Genomic DNA, 14,135 nt, shown 5'->3' with positions numbered 1-14,135 from the left:
TCTACTCCGCTGCCTTGACGCCTTTCGCCGGCCGCGCATCCGAGATCAGGGGTAGCTGCATCTCGAAGACGGCGCCGCCGCTTTCGGCGTTGTGGGCGGTCAGCCGACCGCCGAAATCATTGACAATGGAGGAGGAAATCGCGAGGCCCAGCCCCGTTCCCTCCCCCGGCTTCTTGGTTGTCCAGAACGGCTCGAACAGCTTCTCGAGGTCGCTGATGCCGGGGCCGTTGTCGCGCACGCTCAGCACCGCCGTCTCGCCGGTGGCCAGGATCAGTTCGATCTCGGGGTCCTTCTGCCCCTTGGTCGCATCGAGCGCATTGCGCAGCAGGTTGATGATCACCTGTTCGAGGCGGATCCGGTCCGCCATCACCATCACCTGTCCGCGCGGCAGCAGACGGGTGATTTTCACCGTCTTCGCCTTCAGCTGCGGCTCCATCATCGCGAGCGCCGAGCTGATCGCCGCGCGCAGGTCTACCGGCTCGAAGGCCTCCCCGCCCTTGCGGGCATAGGATTTCAGCTGCCGGGTGATCGCGCCCATCCGTTCGATCAGGTCGTCGATCCGCTGGAAGGAGGACAGCGCCTCCTCGACCCGGGTGCGCTGCAACAACAGCCGCGCCCCGGCCAGATAGGTTTTCATCGCCGCGAGCGGCTGGTTCAGCTCATGGCTCACCGCCGCCGACATTTCGCCGAGCGCTGCGAGCTTCGAGCTCTGCGCCAGCGTCTGCTCGGCCACCGCGAGGTCCTTCTGCACCCGCTCGCGCTCCGCGATCTCGCGCGTGAGCCGCGCATTCAGCTGCCGCAGCTCCGCCGACTCGCGCCGATAGGCCAAAGACTGCACCCGCGCCCGCCGCGAGACCAGATAGAACCCCGCCGCCAGCAGGATCGCCAGCGCCATGATCTCCAGCGCCAGCACCGCATTCACCTTCTCGCGCACCGATTCGTAAGTGGTGAAGGCGACCATGCGCCAGCCCCGGAACGGGATCCGCGTCTCAGTGCGCATCACCGCCTGGCCGGAGAGATAGGCATCGGGCGGCTCATTGGCCCAGTCGGCCGTGGCCTGCAGCGCGCGCTGGATCGCGGTGGGCGCCGAGCGCGCCTCCAGCGCCTCCTCCATCGTCAGGCCGCGCCATTTCGGCTCGGTGGTGAGGATGATCCGCCCGTCGCTGTCGATCACCGCCACCGCATCGGAAATCCCCGCCCAGCTGCGCTCGAATTTCGACAGCTCCGCCTCGACCACGATCACCCCGGTGACCTTGCCATCGGTGACCAGCGCGCGCGAATAGTCGAATTCGGTGCCGGTGCCCTGCCGTGTGCCGGTGGTGAAGATCGTCTCGCGCGAGCGCAGCGCCTCCACGAAGAAAGGCTCCTCGGCAAGCGACGTGCCGATCAGGTTGCGGTTCGTCGCCGCCACCACGCGCCCTTCGGTGTCCAGCAGCCGGATCGAGGCCGCGGCAATATCCTCGCGCGCCGAAATCAGCTGCGCCGAGGTCTTGGAGAAATCCCGCGTCGCCAGCGCCGAGGTCAGCACCGGATCGCGCGCGAGCAGCAGCGGCACCACCGAGGTGCGCTGCAATTCGGAGATGATATTGCCGGAATAGAGCGCGAGGCGCAGCTCGGTGCGCACCCGCGTGGTTTCGCTGAACCGCTCGGTGAGCCAGCTGTTCGTGAGCCAGATCACCGCCATCGCCAGCGCCAGCGCGCCGGCCGCGCTGGCCTGCAATACCTTGCGGCGCCGAAGGCCGCCTTGCGGCTCGGTCAGGTTGGGTTCGGCTGTTGCAACGCGCTCGGGCATGGCGCGAACTTAGGCCAAGCCCTCGGGCGCAACAAGCCGAAGCCGATCACGCCACCGCCATCGCGCCGATCAGCGCGCGGAAAAGCGCCGCCCCGTCGGTGCCGCCCTGCGCATCCTCCACCACCCGCTCCGGGTGCGGCATCAGCCCGAGCACGCGGCGGTTCTCGCTCAGCACGCCCGCGATGTCGTCGGTGGCGCCATTCGGGTTCTCGGTGTAGCGGAACGCGACCCGGTCCTCGCCCCGGAGCCGCTTCAGCCCCTCGGCGTCGATCTGGTAGTTGCCCTCGGCATGGGCGATCGGGATCTCGATCCGCGCGCCCTTCGCATAGCCCGCGGTATAGGCGCTGTCGGCCGTCTCCACCCGCAGCCCGACCGGGCGCGAAATGAACTTCAGCCCCGCATTGCGCATCAGCGCACCCGGCAGCAGGCCCATTTCCGTCAGCACCTGGAAGCCGTTGCACACGCCGAGCACATAGCCGCCGCGAGCCGCGAAATCGGCCACGGCCTGGCCGATGGGCGAGCGCGAGGCGATCGCGCCGCAGCGCAGGTAGTCGCCGAAGCTGAACCCGCCCGGCACGCCGATCACGTCGATGCCCTCGGGCAGCGCGGTTTCCTTGTGCCAGACCTTGACGACATCGGAGCCCGATTTCGCGAAGGCATCGAACAGGTCACGGTCGCAGTTCGACCCCGGGAAGGTGATGACGGCGGCTTTCATCGGCGGCTCCTCTGGCTGGAACGGCAAGGGGGCCGGCTGGCCCCCGAGGATTCAGGCGATCTCGACGGTGTATTTCTCGATCACGGTATTGGCGAGCAGCTTCTCGCACATCGCCTTGACCTCGGCCTCGGCGGCGGCACGGTCGGTGGCGGCCAGGTCGAGCTCGAGCACCTTGCCCTGACGGACGGCCTCCACCCCCTGGAACCCGAGATGGCCGAGCGCGTGGCGCACCGCCTCGCCCTGCGGGTCGAGGACACCATCCTTCAGCATGACATGGACACGGGCTTTCATCGGCACTTCTCCCCGGAACCGGCGCGCGCGCGCCGCGTGAACGCTTGCGCGTCCTCTAACCCGAAGCGCCCCCTGAGACAAGCGGCGAAACAGCTTTCGGCGCCGCCCTCAGCCGCTCCGGTCAGCGGCCTCAGGCGCAGGCAGCCGCGCGCTCCAGTGCTGCGGCGAAGGCCGCGGCATCCAGATCCGGCACGAACTCGCGCAGCGCCGCATGGACCTCGCGGCGCACCGACCCGAGCCCCAGATCCGCATGCAGCGCCGCCACCGCCGCCACCCCCGCATCAAGGGGCGGATCCACCAGCACCAGCGCATGCGCAAGCACCCGCCGCGCCCCCCCGCCCGCGCGCCAGCGCTGCGCCGTGCCCACGATCTTGCGCCCGCTGATGGCGAGGTTGAAGCTGCCATCGCAGAAGCTGTCGGGGGTGGCGCCGGGCTCTGCGCGCAGGCCCAGCCCCGCGAGGGCCTGTTCTATCGGCGCACAAAGGCGGCGGTAGAAGCCGTCGATACTGTCCTCAGGCAGAACCGGCCAGCCGAGCGCGAGATTGAGCACCCCCGGCCCCTGCGGCACCGCGCCCCCGCCCGAGCCGCGCATCAGCACCGGCCAGCCGCGCGCGGCGCTGGCCTGCGCCGCCGCCGCAAAGCCCGCCCGCTGCGCCAGCGCCTGCGGCGCCACGATCGCCTGCGCCGTCGCCTGCCACAGGAGGCAGCCCGGCACCGGCAGCGCCGCCTCCGCCGCCAGCCCCGCGGCCGCAGTCGGGAAACTGCACAGCGCCATCTACAGCCGGATCGCCGAGATCAGCCGCCCGTAATCCGCCTCGCCGCGATGGGTGGTGCGGCGATAGGAATAGAAGCGGTCCGGGTCCGAATAGGTGCAGCGCCCGATCCATTCCGCCATGCCCACCCCCGCCGCGCGCAGCCGGTACAGCCCGAAGGACGGCAGGTCGAACACCGGCTTGCCATTCGGCCCACCGGAGAAGAATCGCCCGTAAGCCTCGTCCTCCATCACAAAATTATCCATGAAGTCGAAGCCCACCTCATAGGCGCGCTGCGAAATGCAGGGCCCGATCACCGCGACCGTATCGGGCCGCTGCGCGCCCTGCGCCTCCATCGCATCAAGCGTCGCCTCCAGCACGCCATCGAGCGCCCCGCGCCAGCCCGCATGCGCCGCCCCGATCACGCCCGCCTTGCGGTCCGCAAACAGCACCGGCTGGCAATCCGCGGTCAGCACCGTCAGCAGCAGCCCCGGCACCCGCGTCACCAGCGCATCGGCGGTGGGCGGCGCCTCGGGCGCGGCCTCGATCACCGCCACATCGGCCGAATGCACCTGGCTCATGCCCACCATCGCCTGCGGCGCAACCCCCATCGCCTCGGCGACGCGGGTGCGGTTCAGCGCCACCGCCTCGCGCTGATCCTGCGAGCCATGGCCGCAGTTCAGCCCGTGATAGATACCGGAGGAAGCCCCGCCATGCCGGGTGAAGAACCCATGCGTGAGGCCGGCGAGAACGGGCGATTTCAGGATTTCGAGCGTTGCGGGCATTTTCCGTCAGTCCTGCGAAGGCAGATCGAACCCGGGCGGCAGCGGCGCCTGTCGCGGGCAGATCGCGAGGGTCTGGAACAACTGACCCATTTCCTCGGGGTGGGTCAAGCGCCGATGCGCGGCGAGATGGGTGGCAAGCGGCGCGCCGGCCAGCCCCTGCGCAAGCCGCGCCGCGCGCGCGGCGATCCCGAGCCGCTCCAGGAGCACCCCCTGCGCGGTCATGGCGCTGGTCTGCGCGCCCGCCTCCTGTGCCGCGCGGGCCAGCGGCTCGAAGGCCACATGCGCGGTCAGGTCGGCTTCGCCCGGCGCCGCGAACGGGTCGCAGGGCGCATGCGCCTTCAGCGCCTGAAACGTATCGCCCAGCGAACGCCAATGGCCATAGTCGATGAAGAGCGCCGCGCCGCCAAAGGCCGCGATGCGCCGCGCGACCTCGGCCGCAATCCCCGGCGCCTGCGGGCAGGTCTCCACCACATCGCCCTCGCGCGTATCGCCAAGCCGCCCCTCCAGCGCCGCGAAGGGCACCGGCGGCGCGAGGCCCGGCGCGAGCCGCCCCCCGATCAGCCCGACCTGCCGCTCCGCCCAGGCGGTGCCTCGGCGCACGAACTGCCGGATCGGCAGCGCATCGAAAAACTCATTGGCCACAAGGAACAGCGGCCCGTCGGGCAGCTCCGCCACCGTATCGACCCAGCTCACCTCCCGCGCGCCCAGCGTGCGGCGCTGCTCGGCGCGCAGATGCGCCGACGCCTCCACCAGACAGACCCGCGCCGCCGCCATCCCCGGCACCGCCCGCATCGCGCGCAGTATATCGGCCATCAGCGTGCCGCGCCCGGGGCCGATTTCGGCCAGCACGAAAGCCTCCGGCGCGCCCTGATCAAGCCAGGCCTGCGCCAGGCACAGGCCCAGCATCTCGCCGAACATCTGGCTGATTTCCGGCGCGGTCACGAAATCCCCGGCGCGGCCGAAGGGGTTGCGGGTGGCGTAATAGCCATGCTCCGGGTTCAGCAGGCATTCGGCCATATACTGGTCGAGCCGCATCGGCCCATCGGCCGCGATCCGCCGCGCGAGGCTCCGGCCCAGTGGCGTCACGGCTGCGCCCCACGCGCGGCGCGCAGCGCGAAATAGAGCCCCACCAGAACCATCGGGATCGACAGGATCTGGCCCATGGTCAGGCCCCAGTCGCCGAACTGAAGCGCATAGCCCAGCGGGTTGTGCGGCCCCTGAAACTGCGCATCGGGCTGGCGGAACAGCTCCACGAAGGCGCGCGAGAGGCCGTAGCCCATCAGGAACACGCCCGTCAGCAGCCCCGGCCGGCGCAGCGCCCCCGCGGCCATCAGCGCCCAGAGGATCACCGCCAGCACCAGCCCCTCCAGCCCCGCCTCATAGAGCTGCGAGGGGTGGCGCGCGCAAAAGCCATCGACCTGCCCCGCGATGCCATTGCAGACCTGCGCCGCATCCACTGGGAAGACCACCCCCCAGGGTGCATCCGTCGGCCGGCCCCAGAGCTCGGGCTTGATGAAATTCGCGATCCGCCCGAACAGCAGCCCGAACGGCACCGCGAGCGCAATCGCATCCGCCACGCTCAGCGCCCGCAGCCGGTGCCTGCGGCAGAACCACAGCCCCGCCACCACGACGCCGAGGAAGCCGCCGTGGAACGACATCCCCCCCTGCCAGACCATCGGGATTTCAAGCGGATGTGAGAGGTAATAGCCCGGCTCGTAGAACAGCACGAAGCCGAGCCGCCCGCCCAGAACCACCCCCGCCACCATCCAGGTGAGCAGATCCTCCGCGAGCTTCGGCGCCATCGGCGGATAGCCGCTCCAGAGCTTCGGCCGCGCCATCAGCCCGGCCACGACCTTCCAGCCGAGCACCAGCCCCGCGATATAGGCCAGCGCATACCAGCGGATCGGCAGGCCGAGGCCCGGAATCACGAAGGCACTCGGGTCGATATCGGGGAAGGGAATGGCCAAGACGGTCATGGGGCGCGCTCCGGGCGGAAATTGGGGCGGAATTTCGGGTGCAGGAAGCATTGCGCCCGGGCCAAGTCAACCTTGTCTCTTCCGCCGCCGCCGCCCATATAGGGCAAAACCCCGTGACCGAGAGGGAAACATGAGCGCCCCGAACAAGTTCTTCGACGAGATGTCCAAGCTGATGACCAATGCCATGGGCGTGGCGCAGGGCGCCCGCACCGAGGCCGAAACCGCGATGAAGGGCTGGATGGATCGCTGGCTCGCGGAGCGCGATTTCGTCACCCGCGAGGAATTCGACGCGGTGAAGGCGATGGCGCAGAAGGCGCGCGAGGAGAACGAGGCGCTGAAGGCGCGGCTCGATGCGCTGGATCCGGCGAAGGCGCCGAAGGCGGGCGCCTGATCCTGGCTGCGGCTTCCGGCTCCGGCCGCGGGCAGGCGCCGCTTCATCCGGCCGCGCGCGATTTAGCGCCGCTTCATCCGGCATGGTGCGAAGCGCCGCTTCACCGGGCCGGGCACGATTTAGCGCGGCTTAATCGAGCGTCAGCGTCTGCGCCAGCTTGCCGTCGCGCCTGTAGACCAGAACCGCGCCCGCCTGCGTGACCACCACGGTATAGCCGCGCGCGAAGGTCAGCGCCTCCACCTGCGTGCCCGCGGGCAGATGGATCCCCTGCGGCAGCGCAGGCAGCGGCGGCTCCGCCCGGAGCCGCGTGACAAGCAGCCCCACGATCGCTACAAGCCCGAGGATCATCGTGACCGCCAGCGCGGTCACCAGCAGTTTCAGATACCGCACTTCCGGCAGCGGGCCGGGGTCGTCGGGCTTATCGGAAGGCGTCATGTCGGACAACGGGAACATCCTGCGCATCGAGATCGGGGAGCCCCCCGCCGACCGCCTTGATAAGGCCTTGGCGGCGCTTGTGCCAGAGGCTGCGTCCCTGTCGCGCTCGCGCCTCGCGCGGCTCATCGCCGAGGGCGCTGTGACGCGCGGCGGAGTTCCCATCACGGATCAGAAAGCCCGTGTAAGCAGCGGCGAAACCTACGAAATCATGCTGGAGCCCGCGCGCCCTGTGGAAACGGTGGCGCAGGAGATCCCGCTCAACGTGCTGTGGGAGGATGACGACCTCATCGTCATCGACAAGCCCGCGGGCATGGTGGTGCATCCCGCGCCCGGCTCCGAGGACGGCACGCTGGTGAATGCGCTCCTGCACCATTTCGGCGGCAATCTTTCGGGCATCGGCGGCGAGGCGCGCCCCGGTATCGTGCACCGGATCGACAAGGACACATCGGGGCTGCTGGTCGCGGCGAAATCCGACCGCGCGCATCATGGCCTCGCCGCGCAATTCGAGAAACACACTGTGCACCGGTATTATTCGGCGGTGGTCTATGGCGTGCCTTCGGCGGCGGATCCGCGGCTGCGCGGCGTGCGCGGGGTCAGCTTCGAGCAGGGCGGCGTGCTGAAGATCACCTCGCAGCTCGCGCGCCACAAGACCGACCGGCAGCGCCAGGCGGTGCTGTTCGACGGCGGGCGCCATGCGGTGACCCGCGCCCGGGTGGTGGAGGATTTCGGCGCCGCCGCCCTCATAGACTGCTGGCTGGAAACCGGGCGAACGCACCAGATCCGCGTGCATATGGCCCATGCCGGGCACGGGCTGATCGGCGACCCGGTCTATGGCGGCAAGCGCAAACTGCCGCCCAAGACGGTGGGCGAAGCCGGCGCCGCGGCCGCGGCCAGCTTCCCGCGCCAGGCGCTGCATGCGGCGACGCTGGGCTTCACCCATCCGGTGACGGGGGAGGCGCTGAGCTTCTCCTCGCCCCTGCCCGAGGATTTGCAGGCGCTGATCGCGGCGCTGCGCGGCAACTGAACCGATCCGTTCACTTTTGTGTAAACCCCGCTGGACAGGCGACGGATCCGCCGTCATCCTGCGTAGGAACTGGACCATCCCCCGGGTGAATCCCTGTATTGCCCGGGTCTCTTGAAATCCACGCGCGCCGTGCCCATCTGGGGCGGCCCGTCAGGGAGAAGGAAAGGGACATATGACGAGCTATGCCAACCTGCCCGCGCCCAGCCCCGAACAGGGCCTGAACCGCTACATGCAGGAAATCCGCAAGTTTCCGCTTCTGGAACCGGAAGAGGAATACATGCTGGCCAAGGCCTGGGTCGACCATCAGGATTCCGAATCCGCCCATAAACTCGTGACCTCGCACCTGCGCCTCGCCGCCAAGATCGCCATGGGCTACCGCGGCTATGGCCTGCCGCAGGCCGAGGTGATTTCCGAGGCCAATGTCGGCCTGATGCAGGCGGTGAAGCGGTTCGACCCGGAAAAGGGCTTCCGGCTGGCCACCTATGCCATGTGGTGGATCCGCGCTGCGATCCAGGAATATATCCTGCGGTCGTGGTCGCTGGTGAAGCTGGGCACGACCTCGGCGCAGAAAAAGCTGTTCTTCAACCTGCGCAAGGCGAAATCGAAGATCGGCGCCTATGAGGAAGGCGACCTGCGCCCCGCTGCGGTGAAGCAGATCGCGCATGACCTGAATGTGACCGAGGCCGAGGTGGTGGAGATGAACCGGCGCCTGTCGGGGGGGGATGCCTCGCTCAACGCCCAGATCGGCTCGGGCGATGGCGAGAGCGCGACCCAGTGGCAGGACTGGCTGGAGGACGAGGACGCCGACCAGGCCGGAGCCTTCGCCGAGGCCGACGAGCTGCAGGCCCGCCGGGCGATGCTGACCGCGGCGATGGATGTGCTGAACGAGCGCGAGCGCGACATCCTGGTGGAGCGCCGCCTGCGCGACGATCCGGTCACGCTGGAGGAGCTGTCGGCGAAATACGACGTGTCGCGCGAGCGGATCCGGCAGATCGAGGTGCGCGCCTTCGAGAAGCTGCAGAACCGCATGCGGGTTCTGGCGCGCGACAAGGGCATGGCGATCCCGGCCTGACGGCCAGGCGCGCGCGGGGCCGGTGCCTGCGGGGCCCCGCGTGGCATTTTGGTACGGTTGGGCCGTGCGGGGCTGCGGCACCCGCCCGGTCTGCCCGCCAGCGCGGCGCCCGTGCGGCGCTCACTCGGTGCCCGAGCCCGTGCGTAGCGCACTCGGCGCGCGTGCCCGTGGGGCGCAGACTCGGCGCCCGTGCGGCGCTCGCTCCGTCTCTGGGCCTGCACGGCGCCCCTTGCTTCCGGCGTCAAGGGCGAGGCTCGCAGGCTTCCCATGGGGCTGCGGCCGCGCTAGGCTTCCGCTGGGGAGGACGATCATGGAACCGATGACCTGGGGCATTCTCGGCGCCTCGAATTTCGCTCTGCGGCGGATGGGGCCGGCGCTGCATGCGGCGCGGGGCGCGCGTCTCGGCGCACTGGCCACCACATCCCTGGAAAAAGCGCAGGGGTTCAGGGAGTTCTGCCCGGATCTTCATGTACATGACAGCTATCAGGCCCTGCTCGATGACCCGGCAATCGAGGCGGTGCATATCCCGCTGCCCAATACGCTGCACCTGGAGTGGGCGCTGCGCGCGCTGGAGGCGGGCAAGCATGTGCTGTGCGAAAAGCCGCTGGCGATGAGCGTGGCGGAGGTGGACCGGATCATCGCCGCGCGCGAGGCCTCGGGGCGGTTCTGCGCCGAGGCGTTCATGATCGTGCACCATCCGCAATGGGCGCTGGTGCGCAAATGGCTGGACGAGGGCCGCATTGGCCAGCTGCTGCATGCCGATGCGGTCTTCACCTTCCACAACCCGGACCCGACCAACATCCGCAACCGGCGCGAGACCGGCGGCGGATCGGTGCCCGATATCGGCTGCTATGCCTATTCTTCGCTGCGCCATGCCGCGCGGGCGGAGCCGGTCGATCTGGTGGCCACGGTCACCCGCGAAGACGGCGTCGATACGATGGCGCAGGTGCGCGGCACGATGCGCGGGCCTGCGGGGCTGTTCAGCTTTGCCGCGATGACCTCCACCCGGCTGTTCCCGCGCCAGGAGGTGACGTTTCAGGGCGACCGCGGCCGCATCAGCCTCTCGGCGCCCTTCAATGCCTCGGCCTTCGGCGAGGGGCAGGTGACGCTGCACGGCTTCAACACCGCCGAAACCCACCGCTTTCCGGGCGTGAACCAATATGTGCTGCAGGTGGAGGCCTTCGTGCGGCATGTGCGCACGGGCGCGCCCTACCCCTGGAGCCTGGAGGATGCGCGCGGCGGGCAGGCGATGATCGACCGGGTGCTGGCCTTTTAGGCCAGATGCGCGAGCCGTTCCTCCAGAACGTCGAACGGCACGCCCGGCTCGTCCTTCGCGCAGCGGATCACCAGCGAGGTTTTCACGCTGGCCACGTTGTCCGCGGGCGTGAGCTGCCCCATCAGGAAATCCTGGAAGGTGGAGAGATCGGGGGCCACGCATTTCAGCACGAAATCGATCTCGCCATTGAGCATGTGGCACTCGCGCACGAGCGGCCAGGCCCGGCACCGATTCTCGAAGGCGGAGAGATCCGCCTCGGCCTGGCTCTGCAGCCGGACCATGGCGAAGACCTGCACCTCGAAGCCCAGCTCGCGCGGGTTCACATCGGCATGGTAGCCGCGGATATAGCCCGCCTCCTCCAGCGTGCGCACGCGGCGCAGACAGGGCGGAGCGGAAATGCCCACGCGCTTGGCGAGCTCGACATTGGTCATGCGCCCATCGGCCTGAAGCTCGGCCAGGATTTTCCGGTCGATCTCGTCCAGCTTCGTCGTGGCCATGGGTCTGCTTCCTCCGTCGTTGGCGCGAACTTATCCCTGAGGGCGAGACTGCGCAATATTCTTTCGCACGGAGCGCCGCAAGAGCAATCCAGCGGGAAATGACGCGAAGGTGAGCGGGGGCTTCCAGAGCAGGCAGCGCATGCCTATATGTGTCCACGAAAACAGGAGGACCCGATGGGCGAGACCAGGAAGACACGCGTGCTGATCATCGGTTCGGGGCCGGCCGGCTATACCGCCGCCGTCTATTCGGCGCGCGCGATGCTGGAGCCGATCCTCGTGCAGGGCCAGCAGCCGGGCGGGCAGCTGACGATCACCACCGAGGTCGAGAACTGGCCCGGCCGCACCGAGGTGCAGGGCCCGGACCTGATGGTGCAGATGGAGGAGCACGCCCGCGCCATGGGCGCCGAAGTGCTGTTCGATACGATCACGGAGCTGGAGCTGTCGCGCCGCCCCTTCGTGGCGCGGGGCGATTCCGGCACCACCTATGAGGCCGATGCGATCATCCTCGCCACCGGGGCGCAGGCGCGCTGGCTCGGGCTGCCCTCCGAGGAGAAGTTCAAGGGCTTCGGCGTTTCGGCCTGCGCGACCTGCGACGGGTTCTTCTACCGCGGCAAGCGCGTGGTGGTGATCGGCGGGGGCAATACCGCGGTGGAGGAAGCGCTGTTCCTGACCAATTTCGCGGAGAAAGTTACCGTGGTGCACCGCCGCGAAGGCTTCCGCGCCGAGAAGATCCTGCAGGACCGGCTGTTCAAGAACCCGAAGATCGAGGTGCTGTGGAACCATACGGTCGAGGAGATCGAGGGCGAGACCGCGCCGCATCTCTCCGTCACCGGGGTGAGGCTGCGCAACACCACCACCGGGGCGGTGCATCTGCTGCCCTGCGACGGGTTCTTCGTGGCGATCGGGCATGCGCCGGCCTCGGAGCTGGTGAAGGACCAGCTGGAGCTGCACAACGGCGGCTATGTGAAGGTGGAGCCGGGCACGACGCGGACCTCCATCCCCGGCGTGTTCGCCGCCGGAGACCTGACCGACCATGTCTATCGCCAGGCGATCACCTCGGCCGGCATGGGCTGCATGGCGGCGCTGGATGCGGAGCACTGGCTCGCGGAGCAGGATGGCTGACCGTACCCGATAGGCCCCCGCCGCAAAAGAGCCCCGGATGCCCCTGATCATCACCCTCTCCGCCATTCCGCCGCGGTTCGCCGCCCTCGGGCCGACGCTGCGCGCGCTCCTGCGCCAGCGCCACCCGGCCGACGAGATCCGGCTGAACATCCCCGAGCGCTATCGCCGCTTTCCGGAGTGGGACGGCACCCTGCCCGAGGTGCCCGAAGGCGTGACCATCTTGCGCTGCGCGCAGGATTATGGCCCGGCGACGAAGCTCCTGCCGACACTGCAGGCCTATGCCGGGCAGCCGGTCGATATTCTGCTATGCGACGACGACCGGATCCATGACCGGAACTGGACCGCGCGGTTCATCGCGGAGCGCGCGCGCCATCCGGATTGCGCCATCGCCGAGGCCGGCCGTTTCGTGCCGGGCTATGCGGCCGCGGACCATGCGCGCAGGCCGCTCGCGGTGCCGCGCCCGCGCGGGCTGGCCTACCGGCTGACCCGGATCGCGACGCTGGGCATGGTGAAGCCGCGGCCCTGGCTGCGCTCGGGCTATGTCGATGTGTTCAAGGGCTTCGGCGGCGCGCTGGTGCGCCCGGAATTCTTCACGCCCGAGGTTTTCGACATTCCCGCCCATCTGTGGACGGTGGACGACCCCTGGCTCTCGGGCCAGCTGGAGCGCAACGGGGTGGGCATCTGGCTCAATGCCGATGGCATCGTGCCGGGGGAGCGCGGCGTCGCGCGCCGCGATTCGCTGCTGAAATTCAAGGATGGCGGCCAAGGGCGCGGCGACGCCAATTCCGCCTGCTTCACCTGGTTCCAGGAGAATTGCGGGATCTGGCGGGCGGGCTGAACCGGCCCCGCTGCCGGGGCCGGGAAGCTCAGTGCACGTTCACCGGCGCGAGATCGTTTTCCCGCGCCAGCGCGAAGGCGAGCCGGCGGTCCTTCACCAGCGCGAGCCGTTCGCCATCGGCGCTGTGCAGCGCATAGAGATGATCGAGCCCGGCGGCCTGTGCGCGCACATCCTCGGGCAGATCGGCCACGGCCACCGGCCGGACATAGACGATGCGCTCGCCCTGCTCGGTGCCGAAATCGTATTTCGCGTCCATATCTTCCTCCTGCCTCAGCTGCGACGGATCGGGATCGTCTGCACCACGGGCTCCGGCATCGAGCGGCGCAGGTCGATGTGCAGCAGCCCGTTCTCCAGCCCCGCGCCCGCGACCTCCACCCCATCGGCGAGCACGAAGCTGCGCTGGAAGGCCCGGGCCGCGATGCCGCGGTGCAGGAAGATCCGCTCGCCCTGATCGTCGGCCTGCCGGCCGCGGATCACCAGGGCGCGATCCTCCATGGTGATCGCAAGGTCGTTTTCGGCAAACCCCGCCACCGCCAGCGTGATGCGGAAGGCGTCGGGGCCGGATTGCTCGATGTTGTAGGGCGGATAGGCATCGGAACCGGATTTGGCGGTCCGTTCGACGAGGCGCTCCAGCTGGTCGAAGCCCAGCAGGTAAGGATGCGCGCCAAAGCTCAGTTTCGTCATCAGGCAAGTCCTGTGATAGCGACATTGCGGTTGGGGCCCCGCTTCTGCGGCAACCCATTGAGCGGAATATGGGCAGGGCAGCCCGGCACCGCAAGACCGCGGGGCGCGATAAATTTTCCCCGCAACCGCGCGGAATTGTTATATTTAACAAATGCGGTGCACGAGTCGCCCGCCCTGCCACCCAGAGGATGCCCTCGCTGGACCGGAAGCCGGAGATGAACGCCCATACCGACACCTCGCTCGAGATGAAGCACGACGACGTGCTGCGCGTGAAACTGGAAGTCCTGAAGCGCGAGCATCGCGACCTGGACGAGGCGATTCATGCGCTGAACGCGACCGGCCATGCCGATCAACTGCGCATCGTGCGGCTGAAGAAGCAAAAGCTGGTGCTGAAGGACCAGATCTCGCGGATCGAGGATCTGCTCACCCCCGACATCATCGCCTGAGGCCCCGCCCTCTTGCCGTCGGGGCCGGGGTGCCTATAG

At 68.8% G+C, this 14,135-nt stretch carries 18 protein-coding genes; 7 read left to right on the top strand and 11 right to left on the bottom strand.

All coding sequences use genetic code 11. The annotated features are described in order from the left end of the window. Window position 1 precedes the first annotated feature (1 nt). The 7 genes from ACOMG5_RS01725 to lgt form a co-directional block, all read right to left on the bottom strand. Window positions 2-1,792: a sensor histidine kinase gene (locus ACOMG5_RS01725; protein WP_420342050.1), complete on the bottom strand. Its 1,791-nt coding sequence runs from the start codon at window positions 1,790-1,792 to the stop codon at window positions 2-4. Between the two features lie 46 nt (window positions 1,793-1,838). Beyond that, window positions 1,839-2,507, bottom strand: a complete 669-nt coding sequence (purQ, locus tag ACOMG5_RS01720) for a phosphoribosylformylglycinamidine synthase subunit PurQ (protein WP_420342049.1) — start codon at window positions 2,505-2,507, stop codon at window positions 1,839-1,841. A 51-nt stretch (window positions 2,508-2,558) separates the two neighbouring features. After that, entirely contained in the window at window positions 2,559-2,798 is a 240-nt protein-coding gene (purS, locus tag ACOMG5_RS01715) for a phosphoribosylformylglycinamidine synthase subunit PurS (protein WP_420342048.1), read from the bottom strand. 130 nt (window positions 2,799-2,928) lie between these two features. Next, window positions 2,929-3,573 carry a lipoate--protein ligase family protein gene (locus tag ACOMG5_RS01710; protein WP_420342047.1) on the bottom strand — a complete coding sequence of 215 codons (645 nt, stop codon included), beginning with the start codon at window positions 3,571-3,573 and terminating at the stop codon, window positions 2,929-2,931. Further along, window positions 3,574-4,335 (bottom strand): peptidoglycan editing factor PgeF, encoded by a 762-nt coding sequence (gene pgeF, locus ACOMG5_RS01705; protein ID WP_420342046.1) that lies wholly within the window; start codon window positions 4,333-4,335, stop codon window positions 3,574-3,576. 6 nt (window positions 4,336-4,341) lie between these two features. After that, the gene (locus tag ACOMG5_RS01700) at window positions 4,342-5,421 is read right to left on the bottom strand and encodes a class I SAM-dependent methyltransferase (protein ID WP_420342045.1); all 1,080 of its coding nucleotides are present in this window, start codon (window positions 5,419-5,421) and stop codon (window positions 4,342-4,344) included. Beyond that, window positions 5,418-6,311 (bottom strand): prolipoprotein diacylglyceryl transferase, encoded by an 894-nt coding sequence (lgt, locus tag ACOMG5_RS01695; RefSeq protein WP_420342044.1) that lies wholly within the window; start codon window positions 6,309-6,311, stop codon window positions 5,418-5,420. Before lgt ends, ACOMG5_RS01700 begins: the two co-directional genes overlap by 4 nt. Before the next feature lie 130 nt (window positions 6,312-6,441). Here lgt and ACOMG5_RS01690 point away from each other — a divergent pair, with 130 nt between their 5' ends. Further along, on the top strand, window positions 6,442-6,702 hold the full coding sequence (locus ACOMG5_RS01690; protein WP_420342043.1) for an accessory factor UbiK family protein: 261 nt from the start codon (window positions 6,442-6,444) through the stop codon (window positions 6,700-6,702). Between the two features lie 129 nt (window positions 6,703-6,831). Here the strand turns inward: ACOMG5_RS01690 and ACOMG5_RS01685 are convergent, their stop codons facing one another. Beyond that, a complete protein-coding gene (locus ACOMG5_RS01685) occupies window positions 6,832-7,137 on the bottom strand; it encodes a DUF6476 family protein (RefSeq protein WP_420342042.1) in 306 nt (101 codons plus the stop codon). On the opposite strand from ACOMG5_RS01685, the gene ACOMG5_RS01680 reads away from it, so the two are divergent. The 3 genes from ACOMG5_RS01680 (at window position 7,136) to ACOMG5_RS01670 (ending at window position 10,509) form a co-directional block, all read left to right on the top strand. Next, window positions 7,136-8,161 (top strand): RluA family pseudouridine synthase, encoded by a 1,026-nt coding sequence (locus tag ACOMG5_RS01680; RefSeq protein WP_420342041.1) that lies wholly within the window; start codon window positions 7,136-7,138, stop codon window positions 8,159-8,161. The two genes, ACOMG5_RS01685 and ACOMG5_RS01680, sit on opposite strands and share 2 nt — an antisense overlap. Window positions 8,162-8,333: 172 nt before the next feature. Beyond that, window positions 8,334-9,233 (top strand): RNA polymerase sigma factor RpoH, encoded by a 900-nt coding sequence (gene rpoH / locus ACOMG5_RS01675; protein WP_420342040.1) that lies wholly within the window; start codon window positions 8,334-8,336, stop codon window positions 9,231-9,233. A 310-nt stretch (window positions 9,234-9,543) separates the two neighbouring features. Then, on the top strand, window positions 9,544-10,509 hold the full coding sequence (locus tag ACOMG5_RS01670; protein WP_420342039.1) for a Gfo/Idh/MocA family protein: 966 nt from the start codon (window positions 9,544-9,546) through the stop codon (window positions 10,507-10,509). Here ACOMG5_RS01670 and ACOMG5_RS01665 read toward each other — a convergent pair. Further along, window positions 10,506-11,006, bottom strand: a complete 501-nt coding sequence (locus ACOMG5_RS01665) for an Lrp/AsnC family transcriptional regulator (RefSeq protein WP_420342038.1) — start codon at window positions 11,004-11,006, stop codon at window positions 10,506-10,508. The genes ACOMG5_RS01670 and ACOMG5_RS01665 overlap by 4 nt on opposite strands. Window positions 11,007-11,180: 174 nt before the next feature. Here ACOMG5_RS01665 and trxB point away from each other — a divergent pair, with 174 nt between their 5' ends. Continuing rightward, on the top strand, window positions 11,181-12,128 hold the full coding sequence (gene trxB / locus ACOMG5_RS01660; protein WP_420342037.1) for a thioredoxin-disulfide reductase: 948 nt from the start codon (window positions 11,181-11,183) through the stop codon (window positions 12,126-12,128). A 37-nt stretch (window positions 12,129-12,165) separates the two neighbouring features. Next, a complete protein-coding gene (locus tag ACOMG5_RS01655; RefSeq protein ID WP_420342036.1) occupies window positions 12,166-12,966 on the top strand; it encodes a glycosyltransferase family 2 protein in 801 nt (266 codons plus the stop codon). A gap of 28 nt (window positions 12,967-12,994) precedes the next feature. Here ACOMG5_RS01655 and ACOMG5_RS01650 read toward each other — a convergent pair whose 3' ends face one another. Both ACOMG5_RS01650 and ACOMG5_RS01645 read right to left on the bottom strand, forming a co-directional pair. Continuing rightward, complete coding sequence (locus ACOMG5_RS01650) at window positions 12,995-13,222, bottom strand: DUF1150 family protein (protein ID WP_420342035.1); 228 nt, start codon at window positions 13,220-13,222, stop codon at window positions 12,995-12,997. A 14-nt stretch (window positions 13,223-13,236) separates the two neighbouring features. Then, window positions 13,237-13,650 carry an Hsp20 family protein gene (locus ACOMG5_RS01645; RefSeq protein WP_420342034.1) on the bottom strand — a complete coding sequence of 138 codons (414 nt, stop codon included), beginning with the start codon at window positions 13,648-13,650 and terminating at the stop codon, window positions 13,237-13,239. A gap of 215 nt (window positions 13,651-13,865) precedes the next feature. Here ACOMG5_RS01645 and ACOMG5_RS01640 point away from each other — a divergent pair, with 215 nt between their 5' ends. Then, window positions 13,866-14,096: a YdcH family protein gene (locus ACOMG5_RS01640; protein WP_420342033.1), complete on the top strand. Its 231-nt coding sequence runs from the start codon at window positions 13,866-13,868 to the stop codon at window positions 14,094-14,096. Window positions 14,097-14,135: the final 39 nt, after the last annotated feature.

Origin of the sequence: Paenirhodobacter sp., assembly GCF_041916475.1 — a bacterium.
Classification (GTDB): Bacteria; Pseudomonadota; Alphaproteobacteria; order Rhodobacterales; family Rhodobacteraceae; genus Rhodobacter.
Note: the sequence above shows the minus strand (reverse complement) of the source record. Positions and strands in the feature narration are given on the sequence as shown.